At 65.7% G+C, this 15,063-nt stretch carries 19 protein-coding genes and 1 tRNA gene; 6 read left to right on the plus strand and 14 right to left on the minus strand.

Annotated features, from left to right (window positions below; translation table 11 throughout):
* Positions 1-320 precede the first annotated feature (320 nt).
* From lysA to argH, 3 genes are all read right to left on the minus strand, one after another.
* Positions 321-1,577 (minus strand): diaminopimelate decarboxylase, encoded by a 1,257-nt coding sequence (lysA, locus tag AC1DYL_RS20955; protein ID WP_477174707.1) that lies wholly within the window; start codon positions 1,575-1,577, stop codon positions 321-323.
* A 61-nt stretch (positions 1,578-1,638) separates the two neighbouring features.
* Positions 1,639-2,352, minus strand: a complete 714-nt coding sequence (locus tag AC1DYL_RS20960) for a gamma-glutamylcyclotransferase (RefSeq protein ID WP_477174635.1) — start codon at positions 2,350-2,352, stop codon at positions 1,639-1,641.
* A 9-nt stretch (positions 2,353-2,361) separates the two neighbouring features.
* Positions 2,362-3,804: an argininosuccinate lyase gene (gene argH / locus AC1DYL_RS20965; protein WP_477174636.1), complete on the minus strand. Its 1,443-nt coding sequence runs from the start codon at positions 3,802-3,804 to the stop codon at positions 2,362-2,364.
* 21 nt (positions 3,805-3,825) lie between these two features.
* Here argH and AC1DYL_RS20970 point away from each other — a divergent pair, with 21 nt between their 5' ends.
* Positions 3,826-4,485, plus strand: coding sequence for a TlpA disulfide reductase family protein (locus tag AC1DYL_RS20970; protein ID WP_477174637.1), 660 nt, complete (start codon positions 3,826-3,828; stop codon positions 4,483-4,485).
* 3 nt (positions 4,486-4,488) lie between these two features.
* Complete coding sequence (locus tag AC1DYL_RS20975) at positions 4,489-5,376, plus strand: PfkB family carbohydrate kinase (RefSeq protein WP_477174638.1); 888 nt, start codon at positions 4,489-4,491, stop codon at positions 5,374-5,376.
* Here AC1DYL_RS20975 and AC1DYL_RS20980 read toward each other — a convergent pair.
* From AC1DYL_RS20980 to AC1DYL_RS21010, 7 genes are all read right to left on the minus strand, one after another.
* Entirely contained in the window at positions 5,373-5,990 is a 618-nt protein-coding gene (locus AC1DYL_RS20980; protein ID WP_477158753.1) for a sugar O-acetyltransferase, read from the minus strand. The two genes, AC1DYL_RS20975 and AC1DYL_RS20980, sit on opposite strands and share 4 nt — an antisense overlap.
* 153 nt (positions 5,991-6,143) lie before the next feature.
* Positions 6,144-6,371, minus strand: a complete 228-nt coding sequence (locus AC1DYL_RS20985) for a hypothetical protein (RefSeq protein ID WP_477147984.1) — start codon at positions 6,369-6,371, stop codon at positions 6,144-6,146.
* A gap of 15 nt (positions 6,372-6,386) precedes the next feature.
* Positions 6,387-6,563 (minus strand): hypothetical protein, encoded by a 177-nt coding sequence (locus AC1DYL_RS20990; protein WP_477147983.1) that lies wholly within the window; start codon positions 6,561-6,563, stop codon positions 6,387-6,389.
* Positions 6,564-6,710: 147 nt separating this feature from the next.
* Complete coding sequence (locus AC1DYL_RS20995) at positions 6,711-7,400, minus strand: rhomboid family intramembrane serine protease (RefSeq protein ID WP_477158752.1); 690 nt, start codon at positions 7,398-7,400, stop codon at positions 6,711-6,713.
* Positions 7,400-7,996 carry a cob(I)yrinic acid a,c-diamide adenosyltransferase gene (locus tag AC1DYL_RS21000; RefSeq protein ID WP_477158751.1) on the minus strand — a complete coding sequence of 199 codons (597 nt, stop codon included), beginning with the start codon at positions 7,994-7,996 and terminating at the stop codon, positions 7,400-7,402. The genes AC1DYL_RS20995 and AC1DYL_RS21000 overlap by 1 nt, the downstream gene beginning before the upstream one ends.
* A gap of 88 nt (positions 7,997-8,084) precedes the next feature.
* Entirely contained in the window at positions 8,085-8,279 is a 195-nt protein-coding gene (locus tag AC1DYL_RS21005; protein WP_477147980.1) for a twin transmembrane helix small protein, read from the minus strand.
* Positions 8,276-9,172: a LysR family transcriptional regulator gene (locus tag AC1DYL_RS21010; RefSeq protein ID WP_477174639.1), complete on the minus strand. Its 897-nt coding sequence runs from the start codon at positions 9,170-9,172 to the stop codon at positions 8,276-8,278. Before AC1DYL_RS21010 ends, AC1DYL_RS21005 begins: the two co-directional genes overlap by 4 nt.
* A gap of 111 nt (positions 9,173-9,283) precedes the next feature.
* Here AC1DYL_RS21010 and AC1DYL_RS21015 point away from each other — a divergent pair, with 111 nt between their 5' ends.
* On the plus strand, positions 9,284-10,234 hold the full coding sequence (locus AC1DYL_RS21015; RefSeq protein WP_477174640.1) for an NAD-dependent epimerase/dehydratase family protein: 951 nt from the start codon (positions 9,284-9,286) through the stop codon (positions 10,232-10,234).
* Positions 10,235-10,386: 152 nt separating this feature from the next.
* On the opposite strand, the gene gluQRS is transcribed toward AC1DYL_RS21015, so the two are convergent.
* Positions 10,387-11,232 carry a tRNA glutamyl-Q(34) synthetase GluQRS gene (gluQRS, locus tag AC1DYL_RS21020; RefSeq protein ID WP_477174641.1) on the minus strand — a complete coding sequence of 282 codons (846 nt, stop codon included), beginning with the start codon at positions 11,230-11,232 and terminating at the stop codon, positions 10,387-10,389.
* Between the two features lie 30 nt (positions 11,233-11,262).
* Here gluQRS and AC1DYL_RS21025 point away from each other — a divergent pair, with 30 nt between their 5' ends.
* From AC1DYL_RS21025 to AC1DYL_RS21035, 3 genes are all read left to right on the plus strand, one after another.
* Complete coding sequence (locus AC1DYL_RS21025) at positions 11,263-11,907, plus strand: DNA-3-methyladenine glycosylase family protein (RefSeq protein WP_477174642.1); 645 nt, start codon at positions 11,263-11,265, stop codon at positions 11,905-11,907.
* Positions 11,907-12,551, plus strand: a complete 645-nt coding sequence (locus tag AC1DYL_RS21030; RefSeq protein WP_477174643.1) for an alpha/beta hydrolase — start codon at positions 11,907-11,909, stop codon at positions 12,549-12,551. The genes AC1DYL_RS21025 and AC1DYL_RS21030 overlap by 1 nt, the downstream gene beginning before the upstream one ends.
* Positions 12,552-12,646: 95 nt before the next feature.
* Positions 12,647-13,204, plus strand: coding sequence for an HNH endonuclease (locus AC1DYL_RS21035; protein WP_477147974.1), 558 nt, complete (start codon positions 12,647-12,649; stop codon positions 13,202-13,204).
* A 3-nt stretch (positions 13,205-13,207) separates the two neighbouring features.
* Here AC1DYL_RS21035 and AC1DYL_RS21040 read toward each other — a convergent pair whose 3' ends face one another.
* From AC1DYL_RS21040 to AC1DYL_RS21050, 3 genes are all read right to left on the minus strand, one after another.
* Positions 13,208-13,717 (minus strand): disulfide bond formation protein B, encoded by a 510-nt coding sequence (locus AC1DYL_RS21040; RefSeq protein WP_477158746.1) that lies wholly within the window; start codon positions 13,715-13,717, stop codon positions 13,208-13,210.
* A gap of 88 nt (positions 13,718-13,805) precedes the next feature.
* Positions 13,806-14,678 (minus strand): DUF72 domain-containing protein, encoded by an 873-nt coding sequence (locus AC1DYL_RS21045; RefSeq protein WP_477174644.1) that lies wholly within the window; start codon positions 14,676-14,678, stop codon positions 13,806-13,808.
* Between the two features lie 229 nt (positions 14,679-14,907).
* A tRNA-Leu gene (locus AC1DYL_RS21050) sits at positions 14,908-14,992 on the minus strand.
* Positions 14,993-15,063 lie beyond the last annotated feature (71 nt).

Genomic DNA, 15,063 nt, shown 5'->3' on the forward strand with positions numbered 1-15,063 from the left:
TCCGCATCGAGCAACCCTCGCGTGATAGCGGCTTGACCGGCGAACCGGTCCTTGCCGTGATGGTTTCCGCCTGAACTGCAGCGACCCGCAGCCCACCCGGTCTCCACCGCACCAACCACTCGTCATGATCTCGCTTCGGTGCAGCGGACCAGCACAGATTCGCGCGGGTGGGGAGGTGGGGGGATAGATCGGTGCAAGATTCTCGCAACGCCTTGCCTGGCCTCATGATTGTGGCTCCGCTCACCCCCACCCAACCTCCCCCGTCAGAGGGGAGGTGCCGGCTGGTGCGGGTGGGACGATGGAGCTTCAGCCGCTGTCGATCAGACCCAGTCCGGCACGCTGTCGAGCGCGATCAGTTCGGCGATCGACTTGCGCGGGCGGATGACGTGCCACTTGCTGCCGTCGACCAGCACTTCGGGCACCAGCGGGCGCGAGTTGTAGGTCGAGGCCATTACCGCGCCATAGGCGCCGGCGGACATCACGGCAAGCAGGTCGCCTTCCTTGACGCCTTCCATCTTGCGGTCCTGGGCGATGAAATCGCCGGTCTCGCAGACGGGGCCGACCACGTCGGCGGTGATCTGCGGCAGGTTGGAATGGACCACCGGCTGGATGTCGTGATGCGCCTCATAGAGGGTGGGGCGGATCAGGTCGTTCATCGCGGCATCGACGATGACGAAGGTCTTGCCGCCTTCCTTCACGTACTCGACCTTGGTGACGAGGATGCCGGCATTGCCGACGATCAGCCGGCCGGGCTCCAGCACCAGCGAGACACCGAGCGGGCCGATGTGCTTGCGCACGATCTCGGCATAGGCGGGCGGTGCCGGCGGAGCGTCCTCGTCGTGGTGATAGGGGATGCCGAGGCCGCCGCCGACATCGGCGTGGCGGATGTCGTGGCCGGCGGCCTTCAGGTCACGCACCAGTTCTGCGAGCAGCGCGAAGGCGTTGTCGAACGGCGTCATGTCGGTAATCTGGCTGCCGATATGCATGTCGACGCCGACGGCGCGGACGCCGGGCAGCGCCGCGATGCGGGCATAGACCTCGCGGGCGCGGGCGAAGGGGATGCCGAACTTGTTCTCGGCCTTGCCGGTCGAGATCTTCTTATGGGTGCCGGCATCGACATCGGGGTTGATGCGTACCGAGACCGGCGCGGTCATGCCCATGGACACGGCGACATCGCTCAGCCGCTCGAGCTCGGGCTCGCTTTCGAGGTTGAAGCACTTGATGCCGATTTCGAGGGCCCGGCGCATTTCGGCGAAGGTCTTGCCGACGCCGGAGAAGACGATGCGGTTGGGCGGCACGCCCGCGGCGACGGCGCGCTCGAGTTCGCCGCCGGAGACCACGTCGGCGCCGGCGCCTTCGCTGGCGATGAGCTTGATAACCGCCTGGTTCGAGTTGGCCTTCATGGCGTAGGCGACGAGGGTGTCGATGCCCGTGAAGGCCTCGCGCATCACCCGCACGTGGCGGCGGAGCGTCGCGGCCGAATAGACGTAGAACGGCGTGCCCACCTTGCCGGCGAGTGCGGTCAGGTCGACGTCCTCGGCATAGAGCCGGTCGTCGCGATACTGGAAATGATGCACCAAGGTCGTTCGCCCCAAAAATCTGCGCCAAGCTCTAGGCGAATAGGGCCGAAAACGGAAGTCAGACTTCTCTATGGGCCGGATAGTGATGGTCTATGCGCTCGGCCACCAGTTGCTGCAGGGCCCAGAGGTTGCGGTCGTGAACGCCGTACTCCTCGAGCTTGGTCACGGTCGACAGCACGTACTCGGCCATCGAGCCTTTCCAGCCATGGGCCTGAGCCAGTCGGTCGGCACGCTCCGCCAGGGTGAGGCCGCCGACATAGCGCGTGCTTTTGCGGTTGATAGCAAAGGCCAGGGCGGTGAGCGGCCCCTCGGCGGTCGTCACCTTGATCCAGCGGCCGGGGAAGGCATTGGGCACCATGCTCATTTCGCGGCGGACCAGCTTGTCCATGTTGGCCTTGATGGTCCCCGCCGGGATGCGGTAGGCGACGCTGCGGCAGCTGCCGCCTCGATCGAGGCACATCATCAGGCCGGGCTGTTTGGGGTTGCCTCGCCAGCGCTGGTCGAACAGGCAAAAGCTGCGGTGCCAGCCGCTGGCGACAGCGATGCGCTGCTGGTCGAACTCGGTGGCAGGGTTCCAGATCAGGGAGCTGAGGGCGAAGATCCAGAACTCACCCTGGGGCGCCGAGTCCATGATGCGCGCGACTTCGGCCTCATAGTCCGCTTCGGTCGCTGGGCGGATGCCCGGGTAGGTCGGCTGACCCGGATCCTCGATCACCGGGATGCGGGCGACATGGTCGGCGGTGAGGTGCAGGGCACGGGGTTTGCGCGGCATGGCCGAAGCCTACTCCACCCCGCCGTCGCCGTGACCGCCGGATTTCTTCACGCTGACCGGCTCGGACTTCACGCCGGTGAGGATTTCCTTCCAGCGGGCGGCCTGGGCCGCGACGTTCTCCGGCGCCGTGCCGCCGTAGCTCTTCCTCGCGGCGACCGAGCTTTCGACGCTCAGCACCTTGTGGATGCGGCTGTCGATGCGGTGGTCGATGAACTTGAAGTCCTCGATGGTGAGGCCGTCGAGCGTCATGCCCTTCTGCTCGGCCAGCGCGACGATCTGGCCGGTGATGTGGTGGGCTTCGCGGAACGGGATGTTGGCCTGCTTCACCAGCCAATCGGCGATGTCGGTGGCGGTGGAGAAGCCGGCGTTGGCCGAGGCGCGCATCTTCTCGCGGTTGGCCTTCAGGTCTTCGACCATGCCGGTCATCGCGGCGAGCGAGAGCGACAGCGAGTCGAGCGCGTCGAAGGCGACTTCCTTGTCTTCCTGCATGTCCTTGGAATAGGCGAGCGGCAGGCCCTTCATGACGATCATCAACGAGGTCAACGCACCCATGATGCGGCCGACCTTGGCGCGGATCAGCTCGGCTGCGTCGGGGTTCCGCTTCTGCGGCATGATCGACGAGCCGGTGGTGAACTTGTCGCTGAGCTTGACGAAGCCGAACTGCGGCGACGACCAGATCACCAGTTCCTCGGCGAAGCGCGAGAGGTGCATGGCGCAGAGGCTGGCTGCCGATAGCGTCTCGAGGATGAAGTCACGATCCGAGACGGCGTCGAGTGAGTTGGCGGTCGGGCGGTCGAAGCCGAGCGCCTTGGCGGTCATGTCGCGATCGATCGGGTAGGGGGTGCCGGCGAGGGCGGCGGAGCCGAGCGGGCTTTCGTTGAGGCGCTTGCGCGCATCCTCGAAGCGGCCGTAGTCGCGGCCGAGCATTTCGACATAGGCAAGCAGGTGATGCCCGAAGGTCACCGGCTGAGCGTTCTGCAGGTGGGTGAAGCCGGGCATGATGGTTGCGACTTCTTCCTCGGCGCGCTTCACCAGAGCGAGTTGCAGTGTCTTCACCTGGGCGAGAAGCGTGTCGATGGCGTCGCGGACATAGAGCCGGAAGTCAGTGGCCACCTGGTCGTTGCGCGAGCGGGCGGTGTGGAGGCGGCCGGCGGCATCGCCGATCACTTCCTTCAGCCGGCTCTCGACGTTCATGTGGATGTCCTCGAGCGAGCGCGAGAACGTGAACTTGTTTGTCTCGATCTCGTCGAGCACGGTCTTTAGGCCGGTGATGATCGCGTCGCGGTCTGCCTGGGTCAGGATGCCCACTTCCGCCAGCATGGTGGCGTGTGCGATAGAGCCGGCGATGTCCTGCTTGTAGAGACGCTGATCGAAGCCGATGGAGGCGTTGATCTCTTCCATGATGGCGTCGGGCCCGGTCGCGAAACGGCCGCCCCACATGCGATTGCTCATCTCAACTCCAACGGTAGATTCATGACCGACCAAAGCCCCGCTCCGACCCGCAGACTGCAGCCCAAGCGGGTGCTGCTGATTGCCTTGGCCAGCGCGGCGGTAGCACTAGTCCTTACCCTCGTCATTGGCAACTTCATGCCGGCGCAGGCGACGCAGTGCGATCCGCAGGTGGTGAAGGGCCAGAAGATCGACGCCGCCGCAGTCGGCGCGCTGGCGGCACTCACCGGGACCGGCGAGGGGCGCGGCTATGCCGACATGGGGTTCATGGACGCGGCGGGTGCGCCCACGACGATCGGCAGCTTTGCCGGCAAGAAGCTGCTGGTGAACTTCTGGGCCAGCTGGTGCGTGCCGTGCCGGGCCGAAATGCCGGCGCTCGCTGCCCTGGCGACCAAGTACAATTCCGACAGCTTCATGGTGCTGCCGATCAATCTCGACGTGGGCGAAAGCGGCCTCGAGAAGGCGAAGAAATTCCTCGCCGACGAGGGGCTGACGAACCTGCCGCTTTATGCCGACTCGACCTTCGATGCATTCAAGCGGCTGCAGCAGCAGGCGGTGGCGATCGGGCTGCCGGCGACGCTGCTGCTCGACGAGAAGGGGTGCGAGCTGGCGGTGCTGCAGGGCCCGGCAGAGTGGGATACGCCTGACGGGCACAACGTCATCGACACGCTGATCGGCGCCTGACGCATGGGCAAGATCCTCTGCGTCGGTGCCCTGACGATGGACACCATCTTCCGGCTGGAGCAATTGCCGGCAGGGCCGGGCAAGGTCATTCCGCTCGACGCGGTTGAGGTGGCCGAAGGCATGGCCGCGGCGCAGGCGGCGAGCATTGTGCGGCTCGGTGGCGAGGCAGCGCTGTGGGCTTCGGCCGGTGACGACGCTACTGGCGACCGGCTGGTCAAGCAGATCTCGGGCGAGGGCGTCGATTGCTCGCGGGTGCGGCGGGTGGCGGGGTCGCGCTCGGGCTTCTCGTCGATCTTCATGGATCGCACCGGCAGTACGATGATCGTGCCGCGCTACGATCCGACGCTGATGGCGCCGGCGGAGGCCGCGCCGAAGCTTGGTGGGATCGATGCGGTGATGACCGATGTGCGCTGGCCGGGTGCCGCGGCGTTGGCGCTGGTCGCCGCGAAGGCCGCCGGCATTCCGGCGATCCTCGATGCCGACATGGCGGCGCGCGAGGTGCTGGACGGATTGCTGCCGCTGGCGACGCATGTGGTGGCGTCGGAGAGTGCGGCGAAGCTGGTGACCGGGGCGGCGACGGCGGAGCAGGCGGCCGGGTGGCTGGCGATGAGCCATAAGGGCTTCGTCGCGGTGACCGCCGGGGCTGATGGTTGTTGGTGGACCGAGGGCGGCGGCATCCGTCATTCGCCGGCGCCGAAGATCGAGGCGATCGACACGCTGGCGGCCGGCGATGTGTTTCACGCCGGATTCGCGGTGGGCCTGCTGGAAGGCTGGCCGATGCGCAACATCATCGCCTTTGCCTCGGCGGCGGCAGCGATCAAGTGCACGCGGTTCGGCGGCCGGCTCGGCGCGCCGTCGCGCGCCGAGGTCGAGGCGTTTCTCGTCCGTTAGGCTGCGTTGGCGGCTTGCCGGATCGGCTTGGCGTCGGCCTTGCGGATCACCCGGCATGGGTTGCCGGCGGCCAGTACGCCCGCGGGGATGTCGCGCGTTACGACGCTGCCGGCGCCGATCGTCGTGCCATCGCCGATGGTGACGCCGCCGACGATGATGGTGCCGGCGCCGATCCAGCAGTGCTTGCCGATGGTGATCGGCTTGTTGATGCACTGGGCACCGATCAGCTTGCCGGTCTTGGGATCGCGGCGCTCGCGCTCGTTCGGATCGACGGGGTGGCCGGCGGTGAGGAACATGACGCGCGGGGCAATGGCGGTGCCGTCGCCGATGCGGACTTCGGCGCCGTCGAGGAACACGCATTCGAAGTTGATGAACACGCCGTCGCCGATGTGGATGTGCTTGCCGTACTCCCAGGTGATGGGGCTCAGCACGAAGCTTTCGCCGAAGCTACCGAGCTGATCGCGGAACATCGCGGTGCGGTTGGGCATGTCCCAGCTGGGGACGGCGTTGAGACGATCGAGCTTCTTTTTGGCCTCGACCTGCATCTCGATCAGGTTCCAATCCGGCCCCTCGTAGAGCTCGCCGGATACCATCTTCTCGTAGCCCGTCTTCATGGGGCCGAACTCCTCTTCAGCGTTCCCCCCGCTGAAGTGTTCGCTTTTGCCGTCGCCGCGACTGCCGCGCAACGGCATTTTTGCTGAATCATATGATGAGTTGGCGCTGGTGTTCAGCGAGTGTTCAGGGATCGGGCGTCGCGGCCGGACGGCTCAGACCTGCTTGTCGATGATGCGGCCGACGAACTCGTCGGAGCGTCGCTCCATGTCGCTGAGGGCGCGTTCGAGGTCGGCGCCGGTGCTTTGCGAGCCTTCGTTCACCTGCTTGAGCAGCAGCTGATGCTCGAGATCGGCGCGCTTCTTGGCGACGAGCACCTGGGCGACGCCGAGCGTGTCGGCCTCTCGGAAGGCCATGCGATAGATCGACGTATCGAGGTTCATCACCCCTCCGGCTGGTCAGGCTACTTTGTCGACCTTCGTCCCCTGGCCGGGCGGTGGAGCGGAACGCGCCACGGCATCGACCATCTGGATCAGCGACATCTCCATCTCGTGCGACTTCTTCAGCACGGCCATGGCGATCGATTGCTGCGTCCCTGCGGAGCGCGCGGCAAGCAGTTGCGATGTCAGATCCATGTTCATCCCCGAGGTTTTATGACCGGGGCGTAAACGAAACCTTCCCTCGATTGTGCCGGAATGGCGCGATCGTGAATCAATCGTTTACGGATCAGCGGCCGCCGAACAGCAGCCGCTGCCCACTTTGACCTTGTCTATGCGTGTTCGCTAGCGACCGCCGAACAGCACGACGTCGCGTCGCTTCAGCGGCACGCAGAGGGCCGCGCCCGCGATCAGGCCGCCGATATGGGCCGACCAGGCCACCGGGCTGGTGTCGCCGACGACCAGATAGAACACCTGAACCACGGCCCAGGCGCCGAGCATCCACAGCGCCGGCAAGGGCAGGGGGATCGGGATAGCCAGCCCTAGCAGCACGTACACCCGGGCGTGCGGGTAGAGGACGATGTAGGCGCCCATCACCCCGGCCACGGCGCCCGAAGCTCCGATCAGCCAGGTGTAGGTGCCCATGGCGAAGAGGATGTAGGCGAGGCCCGAGAGCGCGGCGCAGGCAAGATAGAAGAGCGCAAACTTCACGTGGCCCAGCGCGTCCTCGATATTGTCGCCGAACACCCAGAGGAACAGCATGTTGCTGCCCAGGTGCAGCCAGTCGGCGTGGAAGAACGCGTAGGTGACGAGCGAGAAGCCGTCGGGCAGGAAGGGCAGCCGATCGGGGGCATTGGGCTGCAGGAAATAGGCCGGCACCGCGGCGTAGCTCAGCGCGAACTCGTCGAAGGCCAGTCCGCTGCCATGGGCGAGCTGGATCAGGAACACCAGCACGTTGAGCCCGATGATCCCGTAATTGACGTAGGCGAATTTGATGTGCCGGACCGGATTGCGGTCGTGAAGCGGGATGAACATCAGCCGCGCGAGGACGGATCGGCGCTGAACTTTCCAGGCGTCCACAGCACGTCGGTCTCGCCGTTGGCGTTCGCCACCCGCGCCATGACGAACATCAGGTCGGAGAGCCGGTTGAGATAGACGAGTACGGCGTTGTTGACGTCCGGCTCGGCGGCGATCAGCTCGACCACCAGCCGCTCGGCGCGGCGGGTTACGGTGCGCGCGAGGTGCAGCGCCACCGCGAGCGGCGTGCCGCCGGGGAGGACAAAGCTCGTCAGCGGCTTCAGCGCCTCGTTGTAGTGATCGATCTGCTGCTCGATCCACGCGGCCTGGGCCGGTGTGATCCGCAGTGATGGCGGCGCGCCGGCCGGATCGGCGCCAGGGGTCGCGAGATCGGAGCCGAGGTCGAACAGGTCGTTCTGGATGTGGGCGAGCAGCCGGTCCAGCTTGGGCATCGAGCCGGTATTGAGGCGCGCCATGCCGATGAAGCTGTTGGCCTCGTCAACGGTGCCGAAACACTCGACGCGGAGGTCGGCCTTGGAGCGGCGCGGACCGCGCACCAGCCCCGTGGTGCCGTCGTCGCCGGTGCGGGTGTAAATCTTGTTGATCTTGACCATGTCGTTCCGCCGCGAGTCAGAGGCGTGAAGCTAGCGCAGGTGGTGTGTCAGGGCGAAGCCATTTTCAGCGTGGCTTTCCGGCGCTCCTTTAGCTACCCCGCCCGAAGAAGAACAGCGCCGCGAGGATCACCACGATGGCCACTGCCTGCGCGATAACGCGGGCGCGCATCAGTTTCTGGCTGAGATTGGGGTCGCCGCCACGGAACATGTTCCACAGCCCCATGCCGAGGATGATGGCGACCGCGGCGAGCGCGACGATGGTGATAATGCCGGTGATGTTCATTGCGGGGTCCCTGCGAGGAAGCGGCTGAGGCCCTCGCCCAGTCGGTCATAGATGGCACGAATGCGACGGCTGGTGAACAGTTCGCGGTGGGTGGTCAACCACACTTCGAGCGGTGGCGGGCGGAAATCGGGCAGGAGCGGCACCATGCCGCGTGTCTGCTCGACGATCACCTGCTGCGCAAAGCCGATACCGAGACCGGCCTTCATCAGCTCCCAGATGTTGGTCTGGCTGTCGGTGCGGACGATGAAGTCGTTGCGGCTGAGCTCGAACCCCATGCGGCGGGCGGCGCTGGTCAACAGGTCCGAGCGATCGAAGCCGATGAGGTCGTGCTCGACCAGCTGTTCGGGGCGCTCGGGGCTGCCGCGCCTGATGATGTAGCTCTCGTGGGCGCAGGTGATGATCGGACTCTCGCCAAGCTTTTTGGTGATCAGCTCGAGCTGGGTGGGGCGAAACATACGGACCGCGATGTCGGCCTCGCGCAGCAGCAGGTTCTCCGCCGAGTCGGACGGCACGAGCTCGATCGCCACCTGCGGGAAGGCTTCGCGCAAATCGCGCAGGAACGGCGGCAGCACGTAATGGCACATCACTGTGCTCGAGGTTATGCGGACCGAACCGGTCAGCGCGGCGCTGGCTCCCTCAGCGATCAACGTCGCTTCGGCCAGCGCCTGTTGCGCGGCGAGCACCGGCTCGTAGAGCTTCAGCGCGGTGTCGGTGGCGCGGAGGCCAGTGAGGGTGCGCTCGAACAGGCTCATGCCGAGTGCTTGCTCAAGTGCCTCGACGTGGCGGCCGAGAGTGGGCTGGCTGAGGCCGAGGGCACGAGCGGCCGCCGAGAGCGAGCCGTGCTCGACGACCGCGCCGAAGCTGCGCCACAACGACCAGTCTGGATCGGGCATCGTTCAAGGCCTCCGTGCCATTCAATTATGTATGGAAAGTGAACGATCTTGTCCAATTCATCAACGCGGATGTTGCGCCTACCTTGTTCGTTACCAGCAAGGAGCAAGCAAATGACCGCGCAGAAAGTCATCGTCCTCGGGATCAACGGGCATGTCGGCCACCACATCGCCAAGGCGTTCGTCGCCGCAGGGTGGGAGGTTTCCGGGTTCGGCCGCTCGAACAAGCAACCAATCGCCGGCGTCCGCTTCATCAAGGGGGATGCAGAGGATCTCCAGGCGATGCGGGCGGCGATCGGCGAGATCGACGTCGTCGTCAACGCGCTGAACCTGCCCTACCACCAGTGGGACCAGGGCCGGATGGAAGCGCAGAACCAGCGGGTGATCGCGGCACTGGGTGCCAGCAGGAAGACGCTGCTGTTCCCGGGCAATATCTACAATTACGCCGCCACCGACCGGCTGGTGACGCCGGACCTCAAGCAGCACCCGCAGACGCCGCGTGGCGAGATCCGGGTGCGGGTCGAGGCGATGTACGAGGCGGCGGCGAAGCGCGGCGACATCCAGGCGATCATCCTTCGCGCCGGCGATTTCTACGGGCCGGAGAGCACGTTCGACTGGTTCGATCTCGCCATGCTGCGCGAGGCCAAGAAGGGCAAATTCGCCATGATGGGCGTGCCTGGCGTCGGCCACTCCTGGGCCTATCTGCCGGACCTGGGCCGGGCCTTCGAGAAGCTCGCCTGGCACCGCAAGGAGTTCGGCACCTTCGAGAATTTCCACTTTGCAGGCAACTACGTGACGCCGGAGCAGATGGCCGAGGCCGCTGTCGCCGCGGCTCCGGTGAAGCTCAAGGTCGGCGTGTTCCCGCGGGTGCTGTTCAATGTGGTCGGCCTGGTCGATCCGCTGATGCGGGCAGTCAGCAAGATGGCGTACCTGTGGGAGAACCAAATGGAGCTCAGGGATGCTCGGCTGGACGCGATCCTCGGCCCGGACTTCGCGACGCCGTTCGGCGAAGCAGTCGCCGAGACCGTGGCGCCGTTCTTCAAGGAGGAGAAGCTGGCGGCCTGAGGTCGGTCCGGTACGGGCCGACCCCCACCCCTGTCCCCTCCCCCTCAACAGGGGGAGGGAGACGCCTATTGAGGTGCTGATGTTTTGATCTCCCTCCCCATTCTTAGGGGAGGGGACAGGGGTGGGGGTCGGCTAGCTCCGGGTCAGCCGGCCTAGAACCCCAGCTCCCGCCGAACATCCTCCGGCGTCCGGCCCGCCTCGCGAAGGCTCCGCAGCGATGTGGAGCCTTTCGACTTTGCGAGCTTCTTGCCCTCGTCGTCGAGGATCAGCTTGTGGAAGGTGTAGATCGGCGAGGTGAGGCCGAGCAGCATCTGCAGCAGCACGTGGATATCGGTCGAGGCCTCCATATCGCGGCCTCGGGTGACATGGGTGACGCCCTGCGCGTCGTCGTCGATCACCACGCTCAGGTGATAGCTGGTCGGAATGCCCTTGCGCTGCAGCACGACATCGCCCCAGCGCTCGGGCCGGGCGTAGCGGATCTGCGGGCGATCGATCGGGGTCGGCGCGGCGACGGTGTAGGGCAGGATGCCGGTTAGCGCCATTGCCTCGTCGGTCTTCAGCCGCCATTGCACCTCGCGGCCCTCGGCGAAGCGCTGGCTCACCTCGTCGTGCGACAGGTGCCGGCAGGTGCCCGGATAGAGCGGCGCGCCGTCGGGGTCGACGCCGGCCGACACGGCGGCCATCTCCGTGCGTGAGCAGAAGCAGGGGTAGAGCAGGTCGCGGCGCTTCAGGCGGTCGGCCTGGGCCGCGTACTCATCGAAGCGCTCGGACTGGCGCATCACCGGCGTTTCCCACTCGAGGCCGAGCCAATGCAGGTCCTCGAAGATCGCGGCGGTGAATTCCGGCTTGCTTCGGGTTATGTCGGTGTCTTCGATGCGGACGAGAAACCGGCCACCGAGGTTCTCGGCCCATAGCGCCGTGAACAGCGCCGAATAGGCGTGCCCCAGATGCAGCAAACCGTTGGGGCTGGGGGCGAAGCGGAGGACGGGTTTGAGCATGGCAAAGTGCTAGCACGTAAGGATATTTCTTTGACAGACCGTCTCGATACGCCGGAGGCATTGCAGCGCAACCTCGGCGCCCTCATCCAGCTCGATCCTCGCCTTGCCGCCATTGCCGACAGGGCAGGGTCGTTCGAGATTCGCCGCTCGCCCGGCGGCTTCGAGGGGCTGGCGCGGATCGTCACCGGACAGCAGGTGTCGACTGCCAGCGCCGATGCGATCTGGTCGCGGTTCGCGCTGCTTGAGGGGGCGCTCGATCCGGTGGGGTATCTAAAGCTCAGCGAGGAGGCGGTTCGAGGCGCGGGGCAATCCGGTAGCAAGTACCGGACACTGCGGGGGTTGGCGGAGGCGATCGCCGCGGGCAGCGTCGACTTCGCGCATCTGGCCGAGCTGCCGGCCGACGACGCCATAGCTGCGCTCACCAAGCTCAAGGGCATCGGGCCGTGGACCGCCGAGATCTACCTGATGTTCTCGGCTGCCCACCCGGACATCTTTCCGGCCGGTGACGTGGCCTTGCAGCGGGCGGCGGAGTGGGCGTTCGGGCTTGACGGCAAGCCGCCGGTGAAGGACTTGATCGACATGGCGCGGCGCTGGTCGCCGCACCGCTCCACTGCCGCATTGCTGTTGTGGCGCTACTACCGCGCCGTGCGGAACAAGGAAGGATTGTCGATCTGATGGCCAAGCTCTCCGGCCCGATGCTGCCGCCCAAAAGCGGTGGCGCCCCGAAGCAGGCAGTGATCCTGCTGCACGGCTACTGCGCCGATGGCAGCGACCTGATCGGGCTCGGCCATCACTGGGGTCCGCTGCTGCCGGAGGCGCTGTTCATCGCGCCGAACGCGCCGACGCCGTGCGCCGGCAACCCGTTCGGCTTCGAGTGGTTTCCACTCAGCGTCGATCGCATCGCCGGCCGCATCGAGGGCGCGAAGAACGCCGCGCCTGTCATCATCGAGTTCCTTACCGACCTTTGGACGCAAACCGACATCAAGCCCGCCGACACATTCCTCATCGGCTTCTCGCAGGGGGCGATGATGGCGCTGCATATCGGCACGGCGTTGCCGCAGCCGGTTCGCGGTATCGTGTCGTTCTCCGGGGCGTTCGTTCCGGCCGAGAGCTTTCCCGCTGCCGACAAGCCGCCGGTGGCGCTGATCCATGGCGACATCGACCAGGTGGTCGATCCGGCGCTCAGCCGGCAGGCGGCGACCGAACTGACGGCGGCGGGCTACGATGTCGGGCTCCACATTTCGGCCGGCACGGCGCATGGGATTGCCCCCGATGGGCTGGATTTCGCCACGTCCTTCATGCTCGCGCAAAGCACCTGAATCGACTGATCGAATCGCGCTTCACAGCGCTGTCACAGTCGGCATAGAATATTGCTGATCATGACTGGCCGCGATTCCCGATCAGGGGGCGACAAGTGACGGTACATGTGTCGCTTGAGAATAGCCCCGCTCTGGTGCTGAATGCCGATTACAGGCCACTCAGCTACTATCCCTTGTCGCTTTGGTCCTGGCAGGACGCGGTCAAGGCGATCTTTCTTGATCGTGTCCACGTCGTCTCCAATTACGACCGGGTGATCAAGTCTCCGAGCTTCGAGATGCTGCTGCCCAGCGTCGTCTCGCTCAAGGACTACGTGCGCCCGGCGCGGCACCCCGCGTTCACCCGCTTCAACGTTTTCCTGCGCGACAAATTCCAATGCCAGTATTGCGGCACGCGCGATGACCTGACCTTCGATCACGTGATCCCGCGCTCGAAGGGCGGCCGCACCACCTGGGAGAACGTGGTCGCCGCCTGTGCGCCGTGCAACTTGCGCAAGGCCAACAGGCTGCCGCGCGAGATCAAGATGTTCCCGATGCAGGAGCCGTTCCAGCCGACCGTGCACGACCTGCACAATAACGGCCGCGCCTTCCCGCCCAACCACCTGCACCAGAGTTGGCTGGACTATCTCTACTGGGACATCGAGCTGGAGCCGTAAGGCTCAGGCGGCCTTCCGGCCCTTCGACAGCATTGCGCCGACCAGCATGGCGATTACCGCCACGAGGATCAACGCGTTGTAGCCGGCAAGGGTAATGCCGAACAGGCTGAACTGGATCTTGTCGCAGGGGACGACCTTGGCGGCGTTGATGTTCGTCAGGTCCGAGAAGCTGACGTCGACGCCCGTGCCGGTGCAGGCCGTGGGGCCGGGCCAGAAGCCGTACTCGACGCCGGCATGGTAGGTCGCCATGTAGAGGCCCCAGCCGAGGACGGCAATGACGATGCCCATCGCGGTGTAGAAGACCACCCGCGGCAAGCGGTGCCACAGGATAAGGATCAGCGCCAGCAGCGGCAGGCCCCAATAGTAGGCGAGGCGCTGCTCGAGGCAGAGTTCGCACGGGACAAGCCCGCCGAACAGCTGCGAGCCCCAGGCGCCGGCGATGGTGGCGAGCGCGAGGACGAAGGCGATCGTCGCCAGAAGGCGTGGACGATCCTGAGTGAGGCTAGTGGTCACGATGACGCTCCGGTGCGGATGCGCGCCATATTCTGGGGAGCGCGCCGCAAGTCAACTTAAGCCGGGTCACGAGATCGTCACTCACGTTTCAGTCCCCTGCCGGGCCCTTGAGGCCGAGCGTGGCCATCACCGCACGGGCGTTGTCCGGGGCGTGCTCCTTGTCGGTCGAAACGAAGAACGCGAACACGTCGCGCGGCGGGGGGCTTGCCTCGGCGCCGGTCACGTAGGAACCGTCGGCGACCGGCTTGCCCTCGGACCACGCCTTGAGCCAGCCGGCCCGGGTATCGCGCTCGGCGAGCGAATAGCTCTCTTTCCCCGGTGCGCCCTGCAGGCGCGCGTAGGAGAAGTCGGCGGTCTGGTCGATATAGGGCCAGTCCTCGGTGTCGGCGACGACGAGTGCGACGTCATGAGCGCGCAACTGCTCGATGAACCGGGGATCGGCGAAGCTCTTGTGGCGCACCTCAATGGCATGGCGAACTTTGCCGATGCCGGTGGCATCGAGGAAGGGTGGGTTCTTCAGCCCATCGGCCTTGGCGGCCAGCGCCAGCAGTGCGTCCGGGGTCCGAGGCAGGAGCGCGAGGAACGCCTCCATGCGCGCCGCGTCGTAGGCAACATTGCCCGGCAGTTGCCAGCAGAACGGGCCAAGCTTTGCGCCAAGCGCCATGACGCCCGAGGCGAAGAAGTTGGCCAGCGGCTGCTCGACATCCTTCAGCCGCTTGATGTGGGTCACCAGCTGGTGGCCTTTGACGCTGAACATGAAGCTGTCAGGGGTCTGGCCGGCCCAGTTCTCGAAGCTTGCGGCCTTCTGGTGCGAATAGAAGGTGGCGTTGATCTCGATGTTGCCGAGGCGCGCGCTCGAATATGCGAGCTCGTCCTTCTGCTTCAGGCCATCGGGATAGAAGCTCTTGCGCCAGGGCTCGAACACCCAACCGGCGGTGCCGAGCCTGATCGTTCCAGCCATCGAATCCTCCGTGACAAAGTGATCGCCACTCTGCGTTGCTCCCGATTGTCAGTCCAGAGCGGCCGGCCCTAGCATGGGCGAGGCGATCGGGCTGGTGATCTACCAAGTGATGGATGACGGCTCGATGCGAGGGCTGTGGACCATCGCAGGGTAGCCCGGCACGGGCACCGAGAACCTGACGCCGCAATAGCCAGCGGCGTGGCGGCTCACATCAGAAAAGATGATTGATTGGTGCCCCCGGTCGGACTCGAACCGACAAGCCTCGCGGCGGCGGATTTTGAGTCCGCTGCGTCTACCAATTCCACCACAGGGGCAACGGCATGCCCGTACCATTGTGCCGTTTGCCGTGCAACCCTCAGGCTTCGACAGCCGCAAGCATCCGGCC

It is taken from the genome of Devosia sp. P1_H9, assembly GCF_056405135.1.